The sequence below is a fragment of the Bradyrhizobium sp. CB82 genome, from assembly GCF_029714405.1.
In the GTDB taxonomy this organism is placed as follows: domain Bacteria; phylum Pseudomonadota; class Alphaproteobacteria; order Rhizobiales; family Xanthobacteraceae; genus Bradyrhizobium.
In genome coordinates this window covers 4531890-4551651 of sequence record NZ_CP121650.1, presented here as the reverse complement: position 1 = coordinate 4551651, position 19762 = coordinate 4531890, and the positions used below count along the sequence as shown (strand labels likewise).

The following is a 19762-nucleotide window of genomic DNA, read 5'->3' as shown; positions in this document are numbered from 1 at the left end:
GAACGGGGCGCCCCGGCGCCCCAGACTGGCCGCATTGTGCGGCTCATTAGGGGCATATCCCGTATCCGGTCCGACGCCAATCACCAAGACCAATCACGAAACTGCATTTCAAGACCGATCGATGCTGCTCCAGCTCGCTTTGCGCAAGAAGGCCTCCGCTGTCACCGCCATCGTGACCGCGGCGGCCATGATGCTGTCGTCGCTCCCGGCGACCAGCGCGCAGGAGGGACCCAAGGGCCCGCCGGTGCTGCGCGACACCGAGACCGAACAACTGCTGCGCGAATATACGAGGCCCATCCTGCGCGCCGCCGGTCTGGAGAAGCAGAATATCCAGATGGTGATCCTCAACGACGCATCGTTCAACGCGTTCGTCGCCGATGGCCGCCGCATCTTCGTCAATTACGGCGCGATCATGCAGTCGGAAACGCCGAATCAGCTGATCGGGGTACTCGCGCACGAGACCGGGCATCTGGCCGGCGGCCACCTCGCCAAGCTGCGCCTGGAGCTCGCCAACGCCCAGACCCAGATGATCATCGCCATGCTGCTCGGCGCTGGCGCCATGGTCGCCGGCGCGAGGAGCGGCAACGCCAACAGTGGTCTTGCCAACGCCGGTGCGGCCGCCGTCGCCGGGCCGCAGGAGATGATCCGCCGCTCGCTGTTGTCCTATCAGCGCCAGCAGGAGGAGAACGCCGACCGCGCCGGCGTGAAGTTCCTGACCGCGACCCAGCAGTCGCCAAAGGGCATGTACGAGACCTTCAAGCGCTTCACCAGCGAGAGCCTGTTCGCCGCGCGCGGCGCCGATCCCTATCTGCAGTCGCATCCGATGCCGGCCGAGCGCGTCGAGGCGTTGGCCCAGTATGCGCGCTTGAGCCCCTATTGGGACAAGAAGGACGATCCCGCACTCCAGGCGCGCCATGACATGGTTCGCGCCAAGGTCTCCGCCTTCATGGAGCGGCCCGAGACCGTCTATCGCCGCTATCCGCTGTCCAATGACAGTTTGCCCGCCCGCTATGCCCGGGCCATCAGCACCTATCTGCACGGCGACCTACGCAGCGCGCTGGCCCAGATCGACGCACTGATCCAGGTGCAGCCGAACAACCCGTATTTCTACGAGGTGCGCGGCCAGGCGCTGCTCGAGAGCGGCAAGCCGGCGGAAGCGATCCCTGCCCTGCACAAGGCGGTGCAGCTCTCTGGCAATGCCCCGCTCATCGAGATGTTACTTGGGCAGGCTCTGGTCGGAACTGATAATAAGTCCTACACCGACGAAGCGATCCGGATTCTTCGTGCCGCGGTGGCGCGGGAGCCGGAGGCGCCGCTCGGCTACATGCAGCTCGCGATCGCCTATGGCCGCAAGGGAGACTATGCGGAGGCCGACTTGGCGTCGGCGCAGGCAGCCTACCTACGCGGCGACAACAAGACCGCACGCGAGCTTGCGACGCGCGCTAAAACCCGTTTCGCCATCGGCACGCCCGGGTGGGTCAAGGCCGATGACATCGTGGCGTCAAAACCGCCGCGCAACAATTAGACGATTAGAACGAAACCGACACCACGACGTCACGGCATGGCCACGTTAGATCGGCCGGGATGTTTTCCGAAACCTGCTTTCGACCAGAGGATCTGCCAATGCCTTCGCTGCGCCTGATCGTACCCGCCCTGTTTGCGTTCGCCGTGTTCGGCGCAACCGGGCCGGCCACGGCCGACAGCTTCACCGACTCCCAGCGCTCCGACATCGAGGCGATCATCAAGAACTATCTCGTCAGCCATCCCGAGGTGCTCGAGGATGCGATGGCCGAGCTCAGCAAACGTCAGGCGGCCGCCGAAGCACAGAAGCACGAAGCAAGCATCGCGCAGAATTCGGATGCGATCTTCAACTCGCCGCGCCAGGTCGTGCTCGGCAACAAGGACGGCGACGTCACCTTCGTCGAGTTCTTCGACTACAATTGCGGCTACTGCAAGCGCGCGATGGCCGACATGCTCGACCTCATGAAAAACGACCCCAAGCTGAAGGTCGTGCTGAAGGAGTTTCCGGTGCTGAGCCAGGGCTCGGTCGAGGCGGCCCAGGTTGCGGTCGCCGTCCGCATGCAGGATCCCACCGGCAAGAAGTATCTCGACTTCCACCAGAAGCTGCTCGGTGGTCGCGGCCAGGCCGACAAGGCGCACGCGCTTGCCGCCGCCAAGGAAGCCGGCCTCGACGTTGCGAAGATCGAGAAGGATATGGCCAATCCGGAAGTGCGTGCCACGATCGAGGAGAACTTCAAGCTCGCCGAAGCGATGGGCATGAACGGCACGCCGAGCTACGTGATCGGCAAGCAGATCGTGGTCGGCGCCATCGGCCTCGACGGCCTGAAGGAAAAGATCGGCGCCGCACGCTGCGGCAAGGCGACCTGCTAGTTCCCACTTTCGATTATCCGAACATGCAAAGGGCCGGCTTTTGCCGGCCTTTTTTGTTGTCAGGATCGTGGCGCGACCATTCATCGCGCATTCAACAAACAAAAGCCGCGGAACCTCTGAAGTTTCGGAACATCTCATTTCTCCTTTCGTTGTCGGCGCGGGCAATGACGCACGAAACACGTGAGGAGAGGTTCAATGACTAATCGCTTTATGATCTCGGTTGCCGCGCTGGCACTCGTCGCGGGCACTGGTCTCGCGAATGCGCAGGGAACTGGGACCAAGGAGTCTGGCGGCACACAGCAGATGCAGCATTCGCAATCGGGCGGCGCAGCTGAGCATGGAAGTGCCGCTGGCAAGGAATCCATGGGCAAGGAATCCATGGGCAAGGAAAAGGGCACTGTCGGTCAGGCCGGCGGAACGGAAGAGAAGTCCTCGGGCACCATGAAGCACGAGCAATCCGGTGCCATGCACAAGGAGTCTACGGGCAAGGAAGGCAAGGAAAAGGGCACCGTCGGACAGGCCAAGTCCGGCGCCGAGGAGAAATCCTCGGGTGCGATGAAGGAGGAGAAGTCCGGTGCAATGAAGGACGAGAAGTCCTCGGGCACGATGCACAAGAATCCGACAGCTGAGGAGAAGTCGGGTGCCACGAAGGGCCAACGCACCGATGAACGCGCCCAGGGTCAGCAGGACAAGTCGAAGGGCATGAGCTCCGAGACTCAAACCAAGTCCGGCACGGCCACCGGCGAGAACCGCCAGGGTCAGACCGGCACAAACGTGCAGGGCCAGGCTGGCTCCTCGACGTCGACCCAGACCACCGGCCAGGCCGGCGCTGGCGCCAAGCTCTCGACCGAGCAGCGCACGCAGATCACCTCCGTCATCCGCGAGGAGAAGGTTGCTCCGGTCAGCAACGTGAACTTCTCGGTTTCGGTCGGCACGCGGATTCCGCGTGAGGGCATCGAGCTGCACGCCCTGCCGTCCCGGGTCGTGACGATCTATCCGGAGTGGCGGAGCTACAGGTACATCCTGGTACGCGACGAGATCGTGATCATCGATCCTGCCACCTACGAGATCGTGGCGGTTCTCAACGCCTGAGGGCCGGCAGATCGACTACCCCAAAGGGCGGGCAGCAATGCCCGCCCTTTTTGCCATGGGCCGGCAGCCATGCTTTGGGCTGGTTAACAAGCAATTTCCGTAGCTTCCGCACAGCTTTTTGCAGTCCGGATGAGCTATCTCAGGCCCCACGGAAGGTCCTTCAAGGCTTCCCCTGACGCTCTTTGTTACCTATAACCCCGCCACCTCCGCCAAAGCACCTGCCGGGATTTGAATGGCTGAACCTGCGACCGACACGATCCTCGTCCTCAACGGGCCGAACCTCAACATGCTGGGGACGCGCGAACCGGAGAAATACGGGCACGCAACGCTCGCCGACGTCGAGGCGCTCTGCCGGGAGACCGCGGCGAAGTTCGGCCTCAAGGCCGACTGCCGCCAGTCCAACCGCGAAGGCGAATTGATCGACTTCATTCACGAGGCACACGGGCGCAAGATGGCCGGCATCATCATCAATGCCGGCGGCTATTCGCACACCTCGATCGCGCTGCACGATGCCCTGCTCGCGGTGCAGATCCCGACCGTCGAGGTGCACGTCACCAACATCCACGCCCGCGAGAGTTTCCGTCACCATTCCTACACCGCCCGCGCCGCGTTCGCGTCGTTGTGCGGCTTCGGCATCGAGGGCTACCGCCTCGCGATCCAGGGCCTTGCCGCCAAGCTTGGCATCAAGCCCAAAGCCTGACGCCCCTTTTCAAACAGAAGGTTCGGAATCAAGATCATGGCGCGCCAGCCAGACGATAAAGCAGCCGCAAAGTTTTCCAGCGAGGATTCCGCGCTCATCCGCGAGCTCGCGACCCTGCTCGACGAGACGAGCCTCACCGAGATCGAGATCGAACGCGCAGGGCTTCGCCTGCGCGTTGCGCGCAACGTCAGCGTCGCCGCGGCCGTGCCGACGTCGGTCATCGCGGCCCCTGTCGCGGCAGTTGCCACGGCGGCTGCGACTGCTGCGCCGGCGGATCTCTCCAAACATCCCGGCGCCGTCACCTCGCCGATGGTCGGCACCGCCTATTGGGCGCCGGAGCCGGGCGCAAAGCCTTTCATCGAGGTCGGCTCCAAGGTATCGGTCGGTCAGACGCTCCTCATCATCGAGGCGATGAAGACCATGAACCAGATCCCTTCGCCGCGCGCCGGAACGGTGACGCAGATCCTGGTCGAGGACGGCCAGCCGGTCGAGTTCGGCGAGCCGCTGGTGATCATTGAGTGAGGGAGTGGCGAATGGTGAGTAGCGAGTAGTTACTCTTCCCTATTCGCCATTCGCTAGTCCCCATTCGCCCCCTGAGGCACAATGTTCGACAAGATCCTCATAGCCAATCGCGGCGAGATCGCCCTTCGTATCCTGCGGGCCTGCAAGGAGCTGGGGATCGCGACCGTCGCCGTGCACTCCACCGCCGACGCCGACGCGATGCATGTCCGCCTCTCCGACGAGAGCGTCTGCATCGGACCGCCGCAGTCGAAGGACAGCTATCTCAACGTTCCCGCGCTGCTCGCGGCCTGCGAAATCACCGGTGCGGACGCCGTGCATCCGGGCTATGGCTTCCTGTCGGAAAATGCGCGCTTTGCGGAAATCCTCTCCGAGCACAATCTGCATTTCATCGGCCCGAAGGCCGAGCACATCCGCCTGATGGGCGACAAGATCGAGGCCAAGAAGACCGCCAAGCGGCTCGGCATCCCCGTGGTGCCCGGCTCCGACGGCGCGGTCGGTCCCAACGACGACGCGATGGCGATCGCGAAGGAGATCGGCTTCCCCGTGCTCGTGAAGGCTGCCGCCGGCGGCGGCGGCCGCGGCATGAAGGTCGCGCACAGCGAGGCAGACCTTGTGCTGGCGCTATCGACGGCCGCGAACGAGGCGAAATCAGCCTTCGGCGATGCGTCCGTTTACCTGGAAAAATACCTACAGAAGCCGCGCCACATCGAAATCCAGATCCTCGGCGACGGCCGCGGCGGCGCGATCCACCTCGGTGAACGCGACTGCTCGCTGCAACGCCGTCACCAGAAGGTCTGGGAGGAAGGCCCTTCGCCCGTCCTCTCCCCGGCCGCGCGCGCCAAGATCGGTGAAACCTGCGCCAAGGCAATGCGCGAGATGAAATATCTCGGCGTCGGCACCATCGAGTTTCTCTACGAAGACGGCGAGTTCTACTTCATCGAGATGAACACCCGCATCCAGGTCGAGCATCCCGTCACCGAGAGCATCACCGACATCGACCTCGTGCTGGAGCAGATCCGCATTGCCGCCGGCGGCGACCTGCCGGCCAAGCAGGAGGAGATCCAGATCATCGGGCACGCGATCGAGTGCCGCATCAATGCCGAGAACCCGCAGACCTTCCGGCCCTCGCCCGGCCGGATCTCGCAATACCACCCGCCCGGCGGCTTGGGCGTACGGATCGATTCGGCCGTCTATCAGGGCTACACGATCCCGCCTTATTACGATTCGCTCGTCGGCAAGCTGATCGTGCACGGCAAGACGCGCACGGAATGCCTGATGCGGCTGCGCCGCGCGCTGGACGAGATGGTGGTCGACGGCATCGAGACCACGCTGCCGCTGTTCCGGGCTCTGGTGCGTGAACCCGGCATCATCGACGGCGATTATCACATCCACTGGCTGGAACAGTATCTGGCCGGCCAATCCGGCAACTAGCGGCATCCCTCTCTTCCCCTGCTATGGAACCGAACGCCGCTTGCGGCGTTATCGGCGGGTTTTCTGCACGGGGGAGTGGAAATTCTTAAGTTCGGAACCGGAGTTGGCGTAACGCCTGACCTGAGACGGCGGCGCGCTCTTTGGCAGATCCTGCTGTTCGCGGCGGGACTCCTGGTGCTGACGGTGATCAGCGCCGGCTCGGTCTACCTCGTCAACAAGGCGCGCGATGACAACGCCTCGGTCATTCGCACCATCGAGGTCGAGAACCAGATCCACTCGCTGCTCCTGGAAATTCGGCGCGCCGAGAGCAGTGCAAGCGTATTTCTCCTCACGCGCGGGCCGGAATTTTGGACCGACCATCAGGCCGCAGTGGCGGCAGTCCTGCCGCATCTCAACAGGCTCGTGGAGCTGACCAAGGACAATCCCGCGCAGGCGGAAAACGTCGGTAAGCTGCGGCCGGCGATCGAAACCCGGCTCGACCAGTTCACGCGCGAGATGAATTACATCCAGCAGAGCGACTTCGCGCGCGCCGCCGCGCTCGTCCGCGAAGCGGCGGCCGGTGACGCGACGAGCACGATCCGCGACGCTGCGGACGCCATGCTCCGCGAGGAGCAGCGATTATTCGCGCTCCGTACGACCAATGCCAACAACAGCCAGACGCTGGCGGCGTCCCTGACCGGCATCGGCTCGGGTCTGGTCGTGGTGCTCGCGCTGATCTCGATCTGGCTGGTGCGGCGCTCGGCAGCCGTCCGCGACGAAGCGGAGGCCCGCCTGCGCGACTCCAACCTCAATCTCGAGGCCACCGTCGATGAACGCACCGCAGACTTGCGCGAAGCCAACAACGAGATCCAGCGCTTTGCCTATATCGTGAGCCACGACCTGCGCTCGCCGCTGGTCAACATCATGGGCTTCACCAGCGAGCTGGAGGAGTTGGGCAATGACATCTTCAAGCGCATCGGCAGCCTCACCCACGTCCCGGCGGACGGTCCGCCGCTGGCGATGAACGACGCCGCGGAAATCGCGCTCGAGGGGCCGGACAAGCAGCTCTCGCAGGATTTTTCCGAGGCGCTCGGCTTCATCAAATCCTCGATCGGCAAGATGGACCGCCTGATTTCGGCAATCCTCAACCTCACCCGCGAGGGCCGGCGCGAATTCGAGCCGGTCAGGATCGACACGGGCGAACTGATCGAGGCGATCGTGGCAACGGTGGCGCATCAGGCCGCCGAGGCGCACGCCGAAATCCGCGTCGGCGAGCTGCCCGAAATCGTGAGCGACCGGCTGGCGCTGGAGCAGATATTCTCCAACCTGATCGACAACGCCATCAAGTATCTCAAGGCCGGCGTTCCCGGCCAGATCGTGCTGCGCGGCCGCACCAAGCTCGGCTATGCGATCTTCGAGATCAGCGACAACGGCCGCGGCATCGATCCGAAGGATCACCAGCGCATCTTCGATCTGTTCCGTCGCGCCGGTCTCCAGGACAAGCCGGGCCAGGGCATCGGTCTTGCCCACGTCCGCGCGCTGGTGCGCCGGCTCGGCGGCACGATGTCGGTCTCCTCCGAACTCAACGTCGGCAGTACCTTTACGATCACACTGCCGATCAAGTGGAACGCCAGCAAGCGGAACGCAGAGCAATGACCCTGCCCGTCACCATCATCATGATCGAGGACGACGAAGGCCACGCCCGCCTCATCGAACGCAATATCCGTCGCTCCGGGGTGAACAACCCGATCGTGCCGTTCGCCAACGGCACGGACGCAACCCGCTATCTGTTCGGCGCTGACGGCTCCGGCCTCGTCCAGAAAGGCAACGCCTTGCTGATCCTGCTCGATCTCAACCTGCCCGACATGACCGGGATCGAGATCCTGAAGCGGATCAAGGAGAACAGGTACCTGAAGCCCTCTCCGGTCGTTGTGCTGACCACCACCGACGACTCCCAGGAGATCAAGCGCTGCTACGAGCTCGGCTGCAACGTCTACATCACAAAGCCGGTCAACTACGAGAATTTTGCCAACGCAATCCGTCAGCTCGGGCTATTCTTCTCCGTCATCCAGGTTCCCCCAGCCGCGACATGAGCCAGACCACGCCGACCCTGCTCTATATCGACGACGACGATGCGCTGGCGCGCTTGGTCGAGCGCGGCCTGACGCGCCGCGGCTACAAGGTCGTTCTTGCCGCAAGCGGCGAGGAAGGCTTGGCGCGTATCCGGCAGGGGAGCGTTGACGGCGGCATCGACGTCGTGGCACTCGACCAGTACATGCCGGGCCTCGATGGCCTCGAGACACTCGAGCAGATCATGGCGATTCCGGATGCCCCGCCGGTCGTCTTCGTCACGGCGTCGCAGGATTCCAGCATTGCCGTCACGGCGCTGAAGGCGGGCGCAGCCGACTACCTCGTCAAGGACGTCAAGGGCGACTTCATCCCGCTGCTGCATGTCGCGGCCGACGGCGCCCTGCGCCAGGCCGAACTCCAGAAGGCGCGCGAGGAGGCGGAAGCTGAAATCCACGCCTCGCGCGACCGCTACGCGGCGCTCGCCGCCGAACGCGAGATGTTGCTGCGCGAGGTCAACCACCGCGTCGGCAACTCGCTCCAGATCATCGCTTCGCTGTTGCATCTCCAGGCGAGCTCGGCTGCACAGGAGGAGGTCAAGGCGGCGCTGACCAATGCGATGGGCCGCGTCGCCGCGGTTGCGCAGGTGCACCGCCGCCTCTACACCTCACAGGATCTGAAGAGCGTCGTCCTCAACCAGTATCTGGACTCTCTGCTCGAGGACCTGCGCCGTTCGGCCGAGGGCAACCGGATGTCGCGCCTGACGCTGAAGGCCGAGCCGATCGAGATCGACCCGGACCGCGCAGTCGCGGTCGGCATCATCGTCAACGAGCTCGTCATGAATGCGGTGAAATACGCCTATCCGGACGGGGCCGGCCCCATTCACGTCGAGCTGACCTCGCAGGGCGAGGATCTCGTGCTGTCGATCGCCGATGATGGCGTCGGCGACAACGCCAGGGCCGATCCGCGCTCGACCGGGATGGGCCAGCGCATCGTTGCGGCGATGGCTTCCAAGCTCGACGCCTGCGTCGAACGTGATCCGGATCACGGCGGAACGAAGATCCTGCTGAGGTTCCGCCGCGTGCCCGTGCCATCGAGCACGGCGGGCAACGCCGCCGCGAGCTGACGCGCGATGCCTCGCATCGCCCCCATCGCAAGGCTGCTGCGATCCTGCTAATGTGCCGCGTATGACTGCGCGCGACTCCGCCTCGTCTGAAATCACTCCCGCCGTGCTGCTGCGTGCCTACGCCTGCGGCATCTTTCCGATGGCCGAGAGTGCCGACGATCCGACGCTGTTCTGGGTCGAGCCGGAGATGCGCGGCGTGATCCCGCTCGACGGATTTCGCGTCGCCTCGCGCCTTGCGCGCACCGTGCGCTCGGACGTGTTTCGCGTCACCGTCAACACCGCCTTCAAAGCGACGATCGCCGGCTGCGCCGCGCCGCAGGCCGGACGCGAGGACACCTGGATCAACAAGCGCATCCGCGACCTCTATGGCGGCCTGCACGAGCTCGGCCACTGCCACAGCGTCGAGGCCTGGCAGGGCAATGACCTCGTCGGCGGCCTCTATGGCGTGAGCCTGGGACGTGCTTTCTTCGGCGAAAGCATGTTCCACACCGCGCGCGATGCCTCGAAGGTCGCGCTGGTACATCTGGTCGCGCGTCTCATCTCCGGTGGCTTCGAGCTGCTCGACACGCAATACGTCACCGAGCATCTGCGCAGCTTCGGTGCAATGGAGATTTCCAGGCGCCGCTATACCGCCCTGCTCGACAAGGCACTGGCGGGTGAGTCCGCCGATTTCCTGAAGTTGCCCGGCAACGCGATCCCCGGGGCGCGCGCGCTCGAGATCATCGCAACGAGAAGCTGAAGCATGATCCGGAAAAGCGTGACGCGGTTTTCCCTCGCGACAAACGCGGAACGCGTCTGCGCGGAGATCATGCGCAAACAACGCGGGCTTTAGTTCCGGCCGAAGCCCGGGAACGGCAAGAGACCCGGCTGTTGTGGCGGCGGCGGAGGCGGCGCCTGCTGCTGTTGCGGCGGGGGCTGCGGCGGACGCGGCTGCTGCACGGCCTGCTTGGGCGCGGCCTTCTTCTGCGCGGGCGGCGGCGCCGGCGTGGCCGGCTTGCTCGCCGGATCCGGCGCTGCGGTCGCGATCGTCTGTTGCGGCTCTTTGCAGTCGGTCAGCCAGATGTCGTAGATCGGGTGCTCGACGCCATGCAGGCCGGGGCTTGCCGCGAACATCCAGCCCGAAAAAATCCGCTTCACCTCGCCTTGCAGCGTGATCTCGTCGACCTCGACGAAAGCGTCGGTGTTGGCGGCTTCGGTCGCCGGTCGCGTGTAGCAGGCGTCGGTTTTGACGCGCAGCGCGCCGAACTGCACGGTCTCGCCGATCTCCTCGTCGAAATTGATGATGCGGCCGGTGATCTTGTCGAGGCCGGAGAAGGTCGCCTTCTTGTTCACGATCTTCTGCGCCGGCGGCTCGGTGACGATCTCATCGCCCGGCTGAAGGCTCGCCGGCGTCTGCGGCACGCCGTTTTGCGGTGTGCCCTTGGGCTGGCGCTGCCCCGGTGGCAAGCCCGGGAGCGAGGGATTGGCGCCCGGCTGCGGCGGGGGGCTTTGAGGATTGGGCGGCGCGACCGCGATAGAGGGTTGCTGGTTCTGCGGCAGGACGTTGGTTCCCGGCGGCGGGGCCAAAGGCTGCGTCTCCACCGACCCCGGCAGCGCATTGGGCGCGATATTTCCTTGGCGGGGGACGGGACGGTTCGGCGTCGGCAGCACCCGCCCCTGCGGCGGCAGCTCCGGCACCTCCTCGTCGTCGTCGGGCATCTGCTGCTGCGGCTGGTTGCCGCGCGGAATGCTGCCGGGCGGCCGCAGCGGCGGCGGATCAGAGAAGATGGTGCCGATCTGCGCCTGCGCCGGAGGCGAGACGGTCATCGCTGCGGCGGCAAACAGCGCCGCAAGGCCGGTCAGGATCAGGTTTCGAGACATCTCGCGCGGCTTCAACAGCGAATCGGGTTTATCGAGCATTGTATAGGGGTTACGGCCGCTCGCAGATCATCCGGTTAACACGCCGAATACGGCGGGGGTGTGTTGTCGGGTAAAAACACTGCAAGTTCAAGCCAACGAGTGCCATCTCCTTCCATCCTTTAACGGACTTTTTCATGGGTTTCCGGGACCAATCCGGGACCGCCTGATCACTGTTCGTTCTCGTCAGCTCATTGGCAAGACAAAGCGCAATATCTGAAATGACGATGCCCATCACGTCAGCTTCGAACCGCCGACCAGGCCGATGATCGCTCCCACACCTGCCGTGAAAAGCTTCAGGGCAGTGTTGTAAAGCTCGGTCATCATGGGCGGTCCGGGGTCGTGCCCGAAGGCTACGATGAACGCGGCGACGCCTCCGCAGACGAGCGTGAGCGTAACGGTTGTAAAGAAAACGATGAGGAATTTGTCGGCCATTGGGTGCCCTTTCGCCGACACCCAACTGTAGCAGGAAGTATGGCGAAAAAAGTATCAAAAATGGTCTTCTCAGGATGAGAACTGTCATTTTGACTGAACGCGGTTCTTAAGAAAGTAAAAGAGGTGGCGACTCCGGTATTCCCCCGATCTCGCAATAACACTTTTTTTCTCCAACTGGTCGAGAATGCGTTTCGTGGCGCGCCAACCGAGCCCGATAAATCGGCCTGCGTCGGTCACGTTGACGCGCGGATTGTCCGCCAAGTAGTTCACGATCATTTTCTCGCTCTCAGAGAGAGATGCATATAGCTCGGGATTGATCCCGGCAGCAGCCTCCGAGCGGACATAGTTCCTGCGATGCTCAACATGATTTTTGAGCGTAACCGTTACTCGGAAGGTCCCTTCTGAGTTTTGAACGAAGATTGGATCTGGAAGGTTCGCATTTCGCATCGTATCGCGCATTCGGCGCGTGCCTTCGAAGGCGCATTGCACGAAGTCAAAGTAGTACAGTGCCCACATCGTGTTCGGGTTGCGGGGGTTATGGGCTTCAAACACAGTGTTAGCGGTCGTCGGGGGTAGGAAGGCTCCCGGAGACTCAACAACCAATCGATCCTCAAAAAGTTTGACGAATATGTTCATGTTCTTGAGGTTGTAAGAACGATGAACTACCGCGTTCACGATAGCCTCAGACCACGCTTCATCTGGGAATTCCGGTCTTGTCTCAAATCGCTGATCGATACCAAGCCGCGTAAAGCTCCGTATCAGAGGAGTGATGAACTGAATTGCGTGCGCTAACTGTATTGGAAGTGGACCATCAATCACGCGGTCGGCAATGACGTTTAACTTGCTGCCAAACTTTTCTTCTGTGCCTTCGTAGCGAATTACTCGGATGAAAGCGCCGGGGATGAGTTGACGAGGGTCCCGAGCGAATAGCAACGCGCATCCGAGATTTGGGACAAAACCTCCTGCTGTCTTCTTCCCGAGCTTGCTCATGGCAAGCACGTCTTCGATTGTAAATCTGTCCTGAAGTCGTCGTTTCTTGATGAACTCTTGCCGGTACGTCGCCAAAAGAGTTGCGTCAAATTCGTTTGGATATTGCAGGGGAACCCTTTCAGTCTCCAAGTCGAGCTGTCCCTTGTTCAGTTTGATCTCTCGCTTCTCCTCCTCTCTGAGAGATCGCTTTTCGTCGCCTTCTCTAATGAAGGCTTCCCCCGAGACAGTTTCAACTAGTTTGTCTTCGCGATAGTAGACTCGCATTACTTCGACGAAATCGTCTTCTCCCTTTGCGTTCTTGATCGCAACTCGCTTGAATTCAACTTTCGCATCTGGGCAAAGGCGACGAACTGTGCGGAGTTCGTTCAATTGATTTTCGTGAAGATGCTTGCACCCTATGATGCTGCCCTTGTCGGCAACACCTAGAAGGGTGATGCCGCCGTGCGGCTGTGTATTGGCCCACATCGAAACATAGTCGGCCAATGCATTCTGTTTGATGGACCCTGGTTTTCGTTCAACCCGATGGTCCTCTTTAAATCTCTGGACAGTTTCCGCTGTGCAAGTCTCGAAGATGTCATCCGGCGTCCACAGCTGCGGTAAAGTCGGCAACGGCGGCCCGAAGTCCATCTCGAACTGTTCTGCCATCGGGTTTTCCCAGTCGGCCCCATGCAGACTTGGAGCCAGAATAATTGAAAAATCAGATGTTTACTGTCTGCGCAGACTAGGGAAATTTACCCAACGCCAGCTACATCGAAAAGCAGACAGTGGCGAATATGAACAAGCCTTCCACAGCTCCCGCTGAAGCTGCCCTCACGCACTTCTCCTTAGATTGCAATTCCAAGGCACTAAGCCCTGTCGAATAGCTTTCCCGCCGGTCCGTGGCTTGCAATGCAACTACACCGCGTATTCGGCGTGTCAGGTTGGTTTCGAAAGAAAATTGTAATGTGAACACGACCAACTACTGCGTTAATATTCTCTATAAGTATTTGATTTTGTTAAAAACATTGCAATAATTCGTTTCCGGGACCAATCCGGGACCGCAAGCTCCAAGGGTTCGCCAAACCCTATAAAAATAGGCATCTGCAATTAACCCGCCGGAAGCGGCGGGGAAAGGGCGGTTTCCCCTCGCCCATGGGCCTCCGGCTGGCCAGAGAGCCCACCAGATGGGATAGTTGGGCGGCCGCCCCCTTCCGGCGAGCCCTGACGGATGCCGGCTTCCGTCGTTCCGTGGTGCAAGCGAACCCGAAAACGACATCCGCAAACCCTCGCAAGGCCTCCCATGCCAGTCGTCCTCGATCCCGATGCCGCCGCGGTCTACAAGGCGTTCCTCGACGCCGACCGTCCGCCTTATGAAACGCTGACCGCAGCGCAGGCGCGCGCAGATTATTCGCAAGCGCGCTTCGCGACCAATCCCGAGCCGCCTGAACTGGCACGCATCGAAGCGCTCGCGATTCCAGCGCCGCACGGCACGATCCCTGCCCGCCTCTACGTGCCAATGACACTACGCCAACATCACGGTCTATCGCCGGGCCTTGTGTTCTTCCATGGCGGTGGCTGGGTGATCGGCGATCTCGACACCCATGACGTCGCAGTCCGCAAGCTCGCCGTCGAGGGCGAGCTGATCGTGATCTCGGTCGACTATCGCCTCGCGCCTGAGCACAAGTTTCCCGCCGCCGTGGACGATGCCGTCGCCGCGACCCATTGGATCGCGGCGAACGCGAGCGCGCTCGGCATCGATGCGTCGCGCCTCAGCGTCGGCGGCGACAGCGCCGGCGGCAATCTCGCCGCCGTGGTCGCCATCGCCGCCCGGGACGCCAACCGCGTGAGCCTCGCAGGTCAGGTGCTGATCTATCCCGCCGTCGATTTCGCGATGATGCACCCCTCGCACAGCGAGCCCGAAACCAGCCTGCTCCTCACCCATTCCGTCGTCCGCTGGTTCCGAGACCATTATCTCAACGGCGCCGCCGACACGCACGACTGGCGCGCCTCGCCGGCCCGCGCCACGCTCAATGGCCTGCCTCCGGCCTATGTGCTGACTGCCGGCGCCGATCCGTTGCGCGACGAAGGCCACGACTATGCAGAGCGCCTGAGGCAGGCCGGCGTGCCCGTCGCCTATCGCCACTTCCCCGGCCAATTCCACGGCTTCTTCACCATGGGCAAACTGCTGCAGCAGGCCGATGTCGCGGCCGCAGAGATCGGCGCGTGGTTGAGGGAGTTAAGTTGAAGACGCTGTCATGGCGCGCATGCAGCGAAGCGGGATGCAGGGGCTGTCGTTATTTGTCCGCTACCCGGATTGCGCCGCGCGACCTCCGGGCCACGCGCGCAATCCACGGTAACGACTTGCTACTTTGAGCTTGGAGGCGATTGCTTCAAGAGTTTATCCTCACGTCGCCTTCCGCTTTCCGCCGAGGCGACACTCTCCTGGACGTTCACATGCCTCCCAGCCTGCAAGCCACCCTGGCCACTCCCGTGCGCTGGCTGACATGGCTCGGCGACCAGGGCACCCGCGCGGTGGCGGCGCTGGTGCTGTTCGGCATCGCGATCCCGCCGCTCGGCGCGCTGCTGCGGCCTTTCGTGACCGAGGCGATCTTTCTCCTGCTCGTCATCTCCTTCATGCGGGTCGACCTCGCAGCGCTCCGCGCGCAGCTGCGCCGGCCGGGGCTGATCGTCGCGGCAACCGCCTGGACGACGATCGGCGTTCCCCTGATCTTTGGCCTCGCCGCGCATCTCACCGGCTTCGATGCCCGCTTGCCCGAGCTGTTCCTTGCCCTGATGCTCCAGGCCATCGCTTCGCCGATGATGGCCTCGCCCGCGATCGCCGCGCTGATGGGCCTCGATGCCACGCTAGTGCTGGTCACGCTGGTGACCTCTACGGCGCTGGTGCCGTTCACGGCGTCGCTCTTCGCCGCACTCTTCCTTGCCGGAACGCTCAGCATCCCGCCGCTTGCTCTCGGCGCAAAGCTGCTCGCGATCCTCGCGGGATCGCTCCTGGTTGCCACGGTCATCCGCTGGCTGTTCGGCACCGAGGCCATCCAGCGTCAGCGCCGGCCGATCGACGGCATCAACATCATCATCCTGCTCGTCTTCGTCGCGGCCGTCATGGGCAACGTGATCGCCGACTTCCTCGCCGATCCCCTGCTGTCGATCGCCATTGCGCTGCTCGCCTTCGCAATCTTCTTTGCGCTGCTGATCGTCACGACGCTGCTATTCCGCCGCATCGGCTACGAACAGGCGCTCGCGCTCGGCCTGATGGTGTCGCAGCGTAATCTCGGGCTGATGCTGGCGGCGACCGCCGGCGCGCTGCCCGGCATGACCTGGCTCTATTTCGCGCTCACCCAGTTTCCCTACTACCTCGCGCCGCAAATGCTGACGCCGATCGCAAGACGTTTGACGGCGCAGCCGCAAGCAACAAGCGCGGCGGCAGCCGGTGGCGCCTTAAGGCACGATGAACCCTCATCGCGCGGGCTTTATCTTCGATCACGAAAACAGAAAGGTCCCAATCAGCAGGCCCGCGGCAAAAGCGAGGAGCCCCAGGGTGCTGGCTGACACGATGCGGACGAGGATGCGAACCTGCTCCTCGTACTCTTCTTCTGCGGTCTTGTGGGACTGAGCCGCCATTGCAATTGCCCTGCCATTGCCCAGATTTCTCCGCATGTAAGCTCGAAATCATGTTCAAGGCGAGGCATTTTGGTCCCGCCGCGATGCCCTGTTCGTGATCTGGGGGCTTTTCTTCAGGCGGGAAAGCGCAATCACAGCGGAAAACGAGCGCGCCCCGGGGGTTAACGGTCTAACCCGCCCGCGCCGCCCGCCGCAGCGATTGCGGCGGCTGGCCGAAGGCGCGGATGAAGGCGCGGCGCATCCTTTCAGGGTCGCGGAAGCCGGTCGATTGCGCGACGCGCTCGATCGCTTCGCTGGACGACTGCACGCGCTCGCGCGCCACCTCGACGCGCAAGCGTTCGATCGCCTTCGACGGTGTCGAACCGGTTTCGGCGGCAAACGCGCGAGCGAAATGCCGCGCACTCATGTTGGCGCGCTCGGCCAGATCCTCGACCGTCAGCGGCGTATCGAGGTTCTCGCGCGCCCAGGCGAGCAGCGGTCCAAAGCGGCCGTTCGGCGCCTTCAATTCCAGGAGTGACGAGAACTGCGACTGTCCGCCGCTGCGGCGATGGTACAGCACGAGCTGGCGTGCAGTATCCTGTGCGACCGCCTCGCCGTCGTCCTCCGTCACCATCGCGAGCGCAAGATCGATGCCGGCGGTGATGCCGGCCGACGTCCAGATGTCGCCGTCGCGCGTGAAGATCTGGTCCGGCTCGAGCTTGACCTTGGGATAGCGCGCGACGAAATCGCGTGTGCGGCCCCAATGAGTGGTGGCGCGCTTGCCGTCCAGCAAACCAGCCTCCGCCAGCACATAGGCGCCGGAGCAGACGCTCGCGACGCGCACGCCGCGCCTGGCCAGCCGCTGCACGAAGGCAAGCGTGGCTGGGCAGCGCGCTGCGCCCGCCACACCCTCGCCGCCCGCGATGATCAGCGTCGTGACCGCATTCGCCGATTTGAAATCGCGCGCCATCATCTCGACGCCGGACGAGCTGCGCACCGGCCCGGCATTCAGCGCCAGCACACGGATGACAGGCGCTCTCCGCGCATAGCGCGCCGCGATCTCGAAGACCGAGATCGGGCCCGCCGCATCGAGCAACTGGAAGTCGGGAAAGATCAGAACGCCGATCATGGGACAAGTCCTCAGGCTATGTCCGAAAACGAGGGAATTATGCCATTTCTGACAGAAGAGCATCATGGCATCGTCGGCCCGTCAAGCTGATTGTCTGGAGGCTCTCATGTCGTCACCGCTCAGAATCGGATGTCTGGTTTTTCCGCGCGTCACCCAGCTCGACCTCACCGGTCCCGTGCAGGTGTTTTCCTCCGTGCCCGGCGCCGAGGTGCATCTGATCTGGAAACGGATCGAGCCCGTCCCGAGCGATTCCGTGGTGACTCTGACGCCGACCACGACCTTCGCCGATTGCCCACAACTCGACGTGATCTGCGTGCCCGGCGGCTTCGGCACCGATGCGCTCGTCAATGACGAGGAGGTACTCGATTTCCTGCGCAGGCAGGCCGAGGGCGCCAAATACGTCACCTCGGTGTGCACGGGATCGCTGGTGCTGGGCGCAGCCGGCCTGTTGAAAGGCTATCGCGCAGCCACCCACTGGACCGCCATGGAGGTGCTGGCGCTGTTCGGGGCGACCCCGACGCGGACGCGCGTCTGCATCGACCGCAACCGCATCACCGGCGGCGGCGTCACGGCCGGGATCGATTTCGCGCTGACGCTGGTCTCGATTCTGGTCGACCGCACCATGGCGGAAGCGATCCAGCTCCGCCTGGAATACAATCCGGCACCGCCGTTCAACGCGGGCTCGCCGGAGACCGCACCCACTGAGGTGCTCGCACTGATGAAGGAACGGATCGCTCCCGCGCAAGCGCGTCGCATCGAAGCCGCAAAACGCGCCGCGGCCAGGGTGATGTGATCGATCGCAACAGAAAAAGGCCGCCTGGTTTCCCGGGCGGCCTTTCCTGTCTTACGACAGCTGCACATTCAAACGGGCGATTTCGGAGCTTCCAGACCGGGGGCCTATCTCCCGATCGAGTCCTACTCGGCAGCCGCTGCATTTCGGGACAGTCGCGAACCGTTGCCCGAACCGTACGCGATGGTCTCCCATCTCCGTAAGATGGGTACATTGAGCCGCATCGCTGGCGGCAGCGCAACGGCCGCTCATGCGGCGTCCCCGCTGTTCCCGTTGTTCACAGCGTCGTTAGCTGGATGCGAATGCATCCAGCGCCCAACAGCTTCGGAAATTGGATCTGCGGAATTGTCGGTTTAGCCAGGCGTCCAGGGCTGGTAGTCGCCGGTCGCCTTGGGGCGCTTGCCGGTCGCGAGCGTCGAGCCGGACGGCCGGTAGGCTTTGGGCGTGCCGGTCAGGTTCGGCTGATGCGGCTTCTCCCACTCGCGCGGCTTGTAGTTCAGCTCTGTCGGCGGAACATCGACGACGTGATGCAGCCAGCCGTGCCAGGCCGGCGGCACGCGGCTCGCTTCGGCATAGCCGTCATAGATCACCCAGCGCCGCTCGAAGCCGAGCGTCGGATCGATCACGCCGCCGCGGGTGCGGTAGTAGCGGTTGCCCTGCTCGTCCTGGCCGACCAGTTCGCCGAACCGCCGGGTCCAGAGCTGCGTGCCAAAGGTCTGGCTGTTCCACCAGGTGAAGAGCTTGAGGAAGAATTGTTTCATGCGGCAAAAGGCCCTGCTTCGTGGGGTCCTGATGCCATCCGGAAGCGAACTTGTCCAGTTGCCGCACGGCGGATGGGACATGCGCTGATCCGCCGCAATGCGAACGCGATCCGTTCATGCCGGGTACAGACGCGGTCAGGAATGCTGCGTTTCCCCCGCAAACCTCGCGGGCGCCTGGGAACCACTACCCGCTTGAGCGGTTTGAGTCCGGGAACAAGGAGCCGAATATGAACAATCTCAGACTTTTGAGTGCCGCGGCTGCGCTGGCACTGGTCCTCCCGCTGGCAGCCCCCTCCGTCAGCTTCGCTCAATCCCGCGTTCAGGGTGGTGGCGGCGGCGGTGGTGGCGGAGCCCGGGTGAGCGGCGGCAATTTCGGCGGCGGTGCCGCCGCCGTCCGCGGTGGCGGCGGCAATTTCGCAGCCTCCACGGCGGTTCGTCCCGGCGTTGCTGCGCCGGCCTTCAGCGGCGGCAGCCGTGTCGCCGCCGGTGCTCCGTCCGGCACCTGGAGCGGCGGCAGCCGTGTCGCGGCCGGTGCTCCGTCCGGCACCTGGAGCGGCGGCAACTGGCATGGCGGCGGCTGGCGCCATCACGGTGGCGGTTTCTGGCCGGGAGTGGCCGCAGGCGCCGCAATCGGAACGATCGGCTCATACGCCTATTATGGCGGTCCGTACTACAGCGATCCCTACTATTACGGCGACGATTACTATTATGACACCGGCCCAAGCGTAGCCGTCGTGCCCGACACCGGCGGTGATTCCGCAGCCTATTGCGCCCAGCGCTACCGGTCCTATGACCCCGCGTCAGGCACCTATCTCGGCTATGACGGCCTGCGGCATCCCTGCCCCTAGGGTCGTGT

At 63.4% G+C, this 19762-nt stretch carries 19 protein-coding genes; 14 read left to right on the top strand and 5 right to left on the bottom strand.

The features are described 5' to 3' along the window. The first annotated feature begins 121 nt into the window (after window positions 1–121). The 10 genes from QA640_RS22035 (at window position 122) to aat (ending at window position 10047) form a co-directional block, all read left to right on the top strand. The gene (locus tag QA640_RS22035) at window positions 122–1525 is read left to right on the top strand and encodes a M48 family metalloprotease (RefSeq protein ID WP_283042676.1); all 1404 of its coding nucleotides are present in this window, start codon (window positions 122–124) and stop codon (window positions 1523–1525) included. Window positions 1526–1623: 98 nt separating this feature from the next. Then, window positions 1624–2391, top strand: a complete 768-nt coding sequence (locus tag QA640_RS22030) for a DsbA family protein (RefSeq protein ID WP_283042675.1) — start codon at window positions 1624–1626, stop codon at window positions 2389–2391. Between the two features lie 195 nt (window positions 2392–2586). Continuing rightward, on the top strand, window positions 2587–3483 hold the full coding sequence (locus QA640_RS22025; protein ID WP_283042674.1) for a DUF1236 domain-containing protein: 897 nt from the start codon (window positions 2587–2589) through the stop codon (window positions 3481–3483). Between the two features lie 232 nt (window positions 3484–3715). Beyond that, window positions 3716–4183 carry a type II 3-dehydroquinate dehydratase gene (gene aroQ, locus QA640_RS22020; RefSeq protein WP_283042673.1) on the top strand — a complete coding sequence of 156 codons (468 nt, stop codon included), beginning with the start codon at window positions 3716–3718 and terminating at the stop codon, window positions 4181–4183. Between the two features lie 36 nt (window positions 4184–4219). Beyond that, window positions 4220–4705 carry an acetyl-CoA carboxylase biotin carboxyl carrier protein gene (gene accB / locus QA640_RS22015; RefSeq protein ID WP_283042672.1) on the top strand — a complete coding sequence of 162 codons (486 nt, stop codon included), beginning with the start codon at window positions 4220–4222 and terminating at the stop codon, window positions 4703–4705. An 81-nt stretch (window positions 4706–4786) separates the two neighbouring features. After that, window positions 4787–6136, top strand: a complete 1350-nt coding sequence (accC, locus tag QA640_RS22010; RefSeq protein WP_283042671.1) for an acetyl-CoA carboxylase biotin carboxylase subunit — start codon at window positions 4787–4789, stop codon at window positions 6134–6136. Between the two features lie 81 nt (window positions 6137–6217). Next, window positions 6218–7771 carry an ATP-binding protein gene (locus tag QA640_RS22005; protein WP_283042856.1) on the top strand — a complete coding sequence of 518 codons (1554 nt, stop codon included), beginning with the start codon at window positions 6218–6220 and terminating at the stop codon, window positions 7769–7771. Beyond that, a complete protein-coding gene (locus QA640_RS22000; RefSeq protein WP_283042670.1) occupies window positions 7768–8208 on the top strand; it encodes a response regulator in 441 nt (146 codons plus the stop codon). The genes QA640_RS22005 and QA640_RS22000 overlap by 4 nt, the downstream gene beginning before the upstream one ends. Continuing rightward, window positions 8205–9308, top strand: coding sequence for a histidine kinase dimerization/phosphoacceptor domain -containing protein (locus QA640_RS21995; protein WP_283042669.1), 1104 nt, complete (start codon window positions 8205–8207; stop codon window positions 9306–9308). The genes QA640_RS22000 and QA640_RS21995 overlap by 4 nt, the downstream gene beginning before the upstream one ends. Window positions 9309–9369: 61 nt before the next feature. Continuing rightward, on the top strand, window positions 9370–10047 hold the full coding sequence (gene aat / locus QA640_RS21990; RefSeq protein ID WP_283042668.1) for a leucyl/phenylalanyl-tRNA--protein transferase: 678 nt from the start codon (window positions 9370–9372) through the stop codon (window positions 10045–10047). A gap of 89 nt (window positions 10048–10136) precedes the next feature. Here aat and QA640_RS21985 read toward each other — a convergent pair whose 3' ends face one another. The 3 genes from QA640_RS21985 to QA640_RS21975 form a co-directional block, all read right to left on the bottom strand. Then, window positions 10137–11207: a DUF2155 domain-containing protein gene (locus QA640_RS21985; protein ID WP_283042667.1), complete on the bottom strand. Its 1071-nt coding sequence runs from the start codon at window positions 11205–11207 to the stop codon at window positions 10137–10139. A gap of 231 nt (window positions 11208–11438) precedes the next feature. Continuing rightward, entirely contained in the window at window positions 11439–11639 is a 201-nt protein-coding gene (locus QA640_RS21980) for a hypothetical protein (protein ID WP_283042666.1), read from the bottom strand. 84 nt (window positions 11640–11723) lie between these two features. Further along, the gene (locus QA640_RS21975) at window positions 11724–13274 is read right to left on the bottom strand and encodes an ATP-binding protein (RefSeq protein ID WP_283042665.1); all 1551 of its coding nucleotides are present in this window, start codon (window positions 13272–13274) and stop codon (window positions 11724–11726) included. 634 nt (window positions 13275–13908) lie between these two features. Between QA640_RS21975 and QA640_RS21970 the strand changes: the two genes are divergently transcribed. Both QA640_RS21970 and QA640_RS21965 read left to right on the top strand, forming a co-directional pair. Next, window positions 13909–14853 (top strand): alpha/beta hydrolase, encoded by a 945-nt coding sequence (locus QA640_RS21970; RefSeq protein WP_283042664.1) that lies wholly within the window; start codon window positions 13909–13911, stop codon window positions 14851–14853. 209 nt (window positions 14854–15062) lie between these two features. Then, the gene (locus QA640_RS21965) at window positions 15063–16175 is read left to right on the top strand and encodes a Na+-dependent transporter (RefSeq protein WP_283042663.1); all 1113 of its coding nucleotides are present in this window, start codon (window positions 15063–15065) and stop codon (window positions 16173–16175) included. 241 nt (window positions 16176–16416) lie between these two features. Here QA640_RS21965 and QA640_RS21960 read toward each other — a convergent pair whose 3' ends face one another. Next, window positions 16417–17355: a GlxA family transcriptional regulator gene (locus tag QA640_RS21960; protein WP_283042662.1), complete on the bottom strand. Its 939-nt coding sequence runs from the start codon at window positions 17353–17355 to the stop codon at window positions 16417–16419. 106 nt (window positions 17356–17461) lie between these two features. Between QA640_RS21960 and QA640_RS21955 the strand changes: the two genes are divergently transcribed. Further along, window positions 17462–18148 (top strand): DJ-1/PfpI family protein, encoded by a 687-nt coding sequence (locus QA640_RS21955; protein ID WP_283042661.1) that lies wholly within the window; start codon window positions 17462–17464, stop codon window positions 18146–18148. 350 nt (window positions 18149–18498) lie between these two features. Here the strand turns inward: QA640_RS21955 and QA640_RS21950 are convergent, their stop codons facing one another. Beyond that, window positions 18499–18906 (bottom strand): NADH:ubiquinone oxidoreductase subunit NDUFA12, encoded by a 408-nt coding sequence (locus QA640_RS21950; protein WP_283042660.1) that lies wholly within the window; start codon window positions 18904–18906, stop codon window positions 18499–18501. 227 nt (window positions 18907–19133) lie between these two features. Between QA640_RS21950 and QA640_RS21945 the strand changes: the two genes are divergently transcribed. Further along, entirely contained in the window at window positions 19134–19754 is a 621-nt protein-coding gene (locus tag QA640_RS21945; protein ID WP_283042659.1) for a BA14K family protein, read from the top strand. Window positions 19755–19762: the final 8 nt, after the last annotated feature.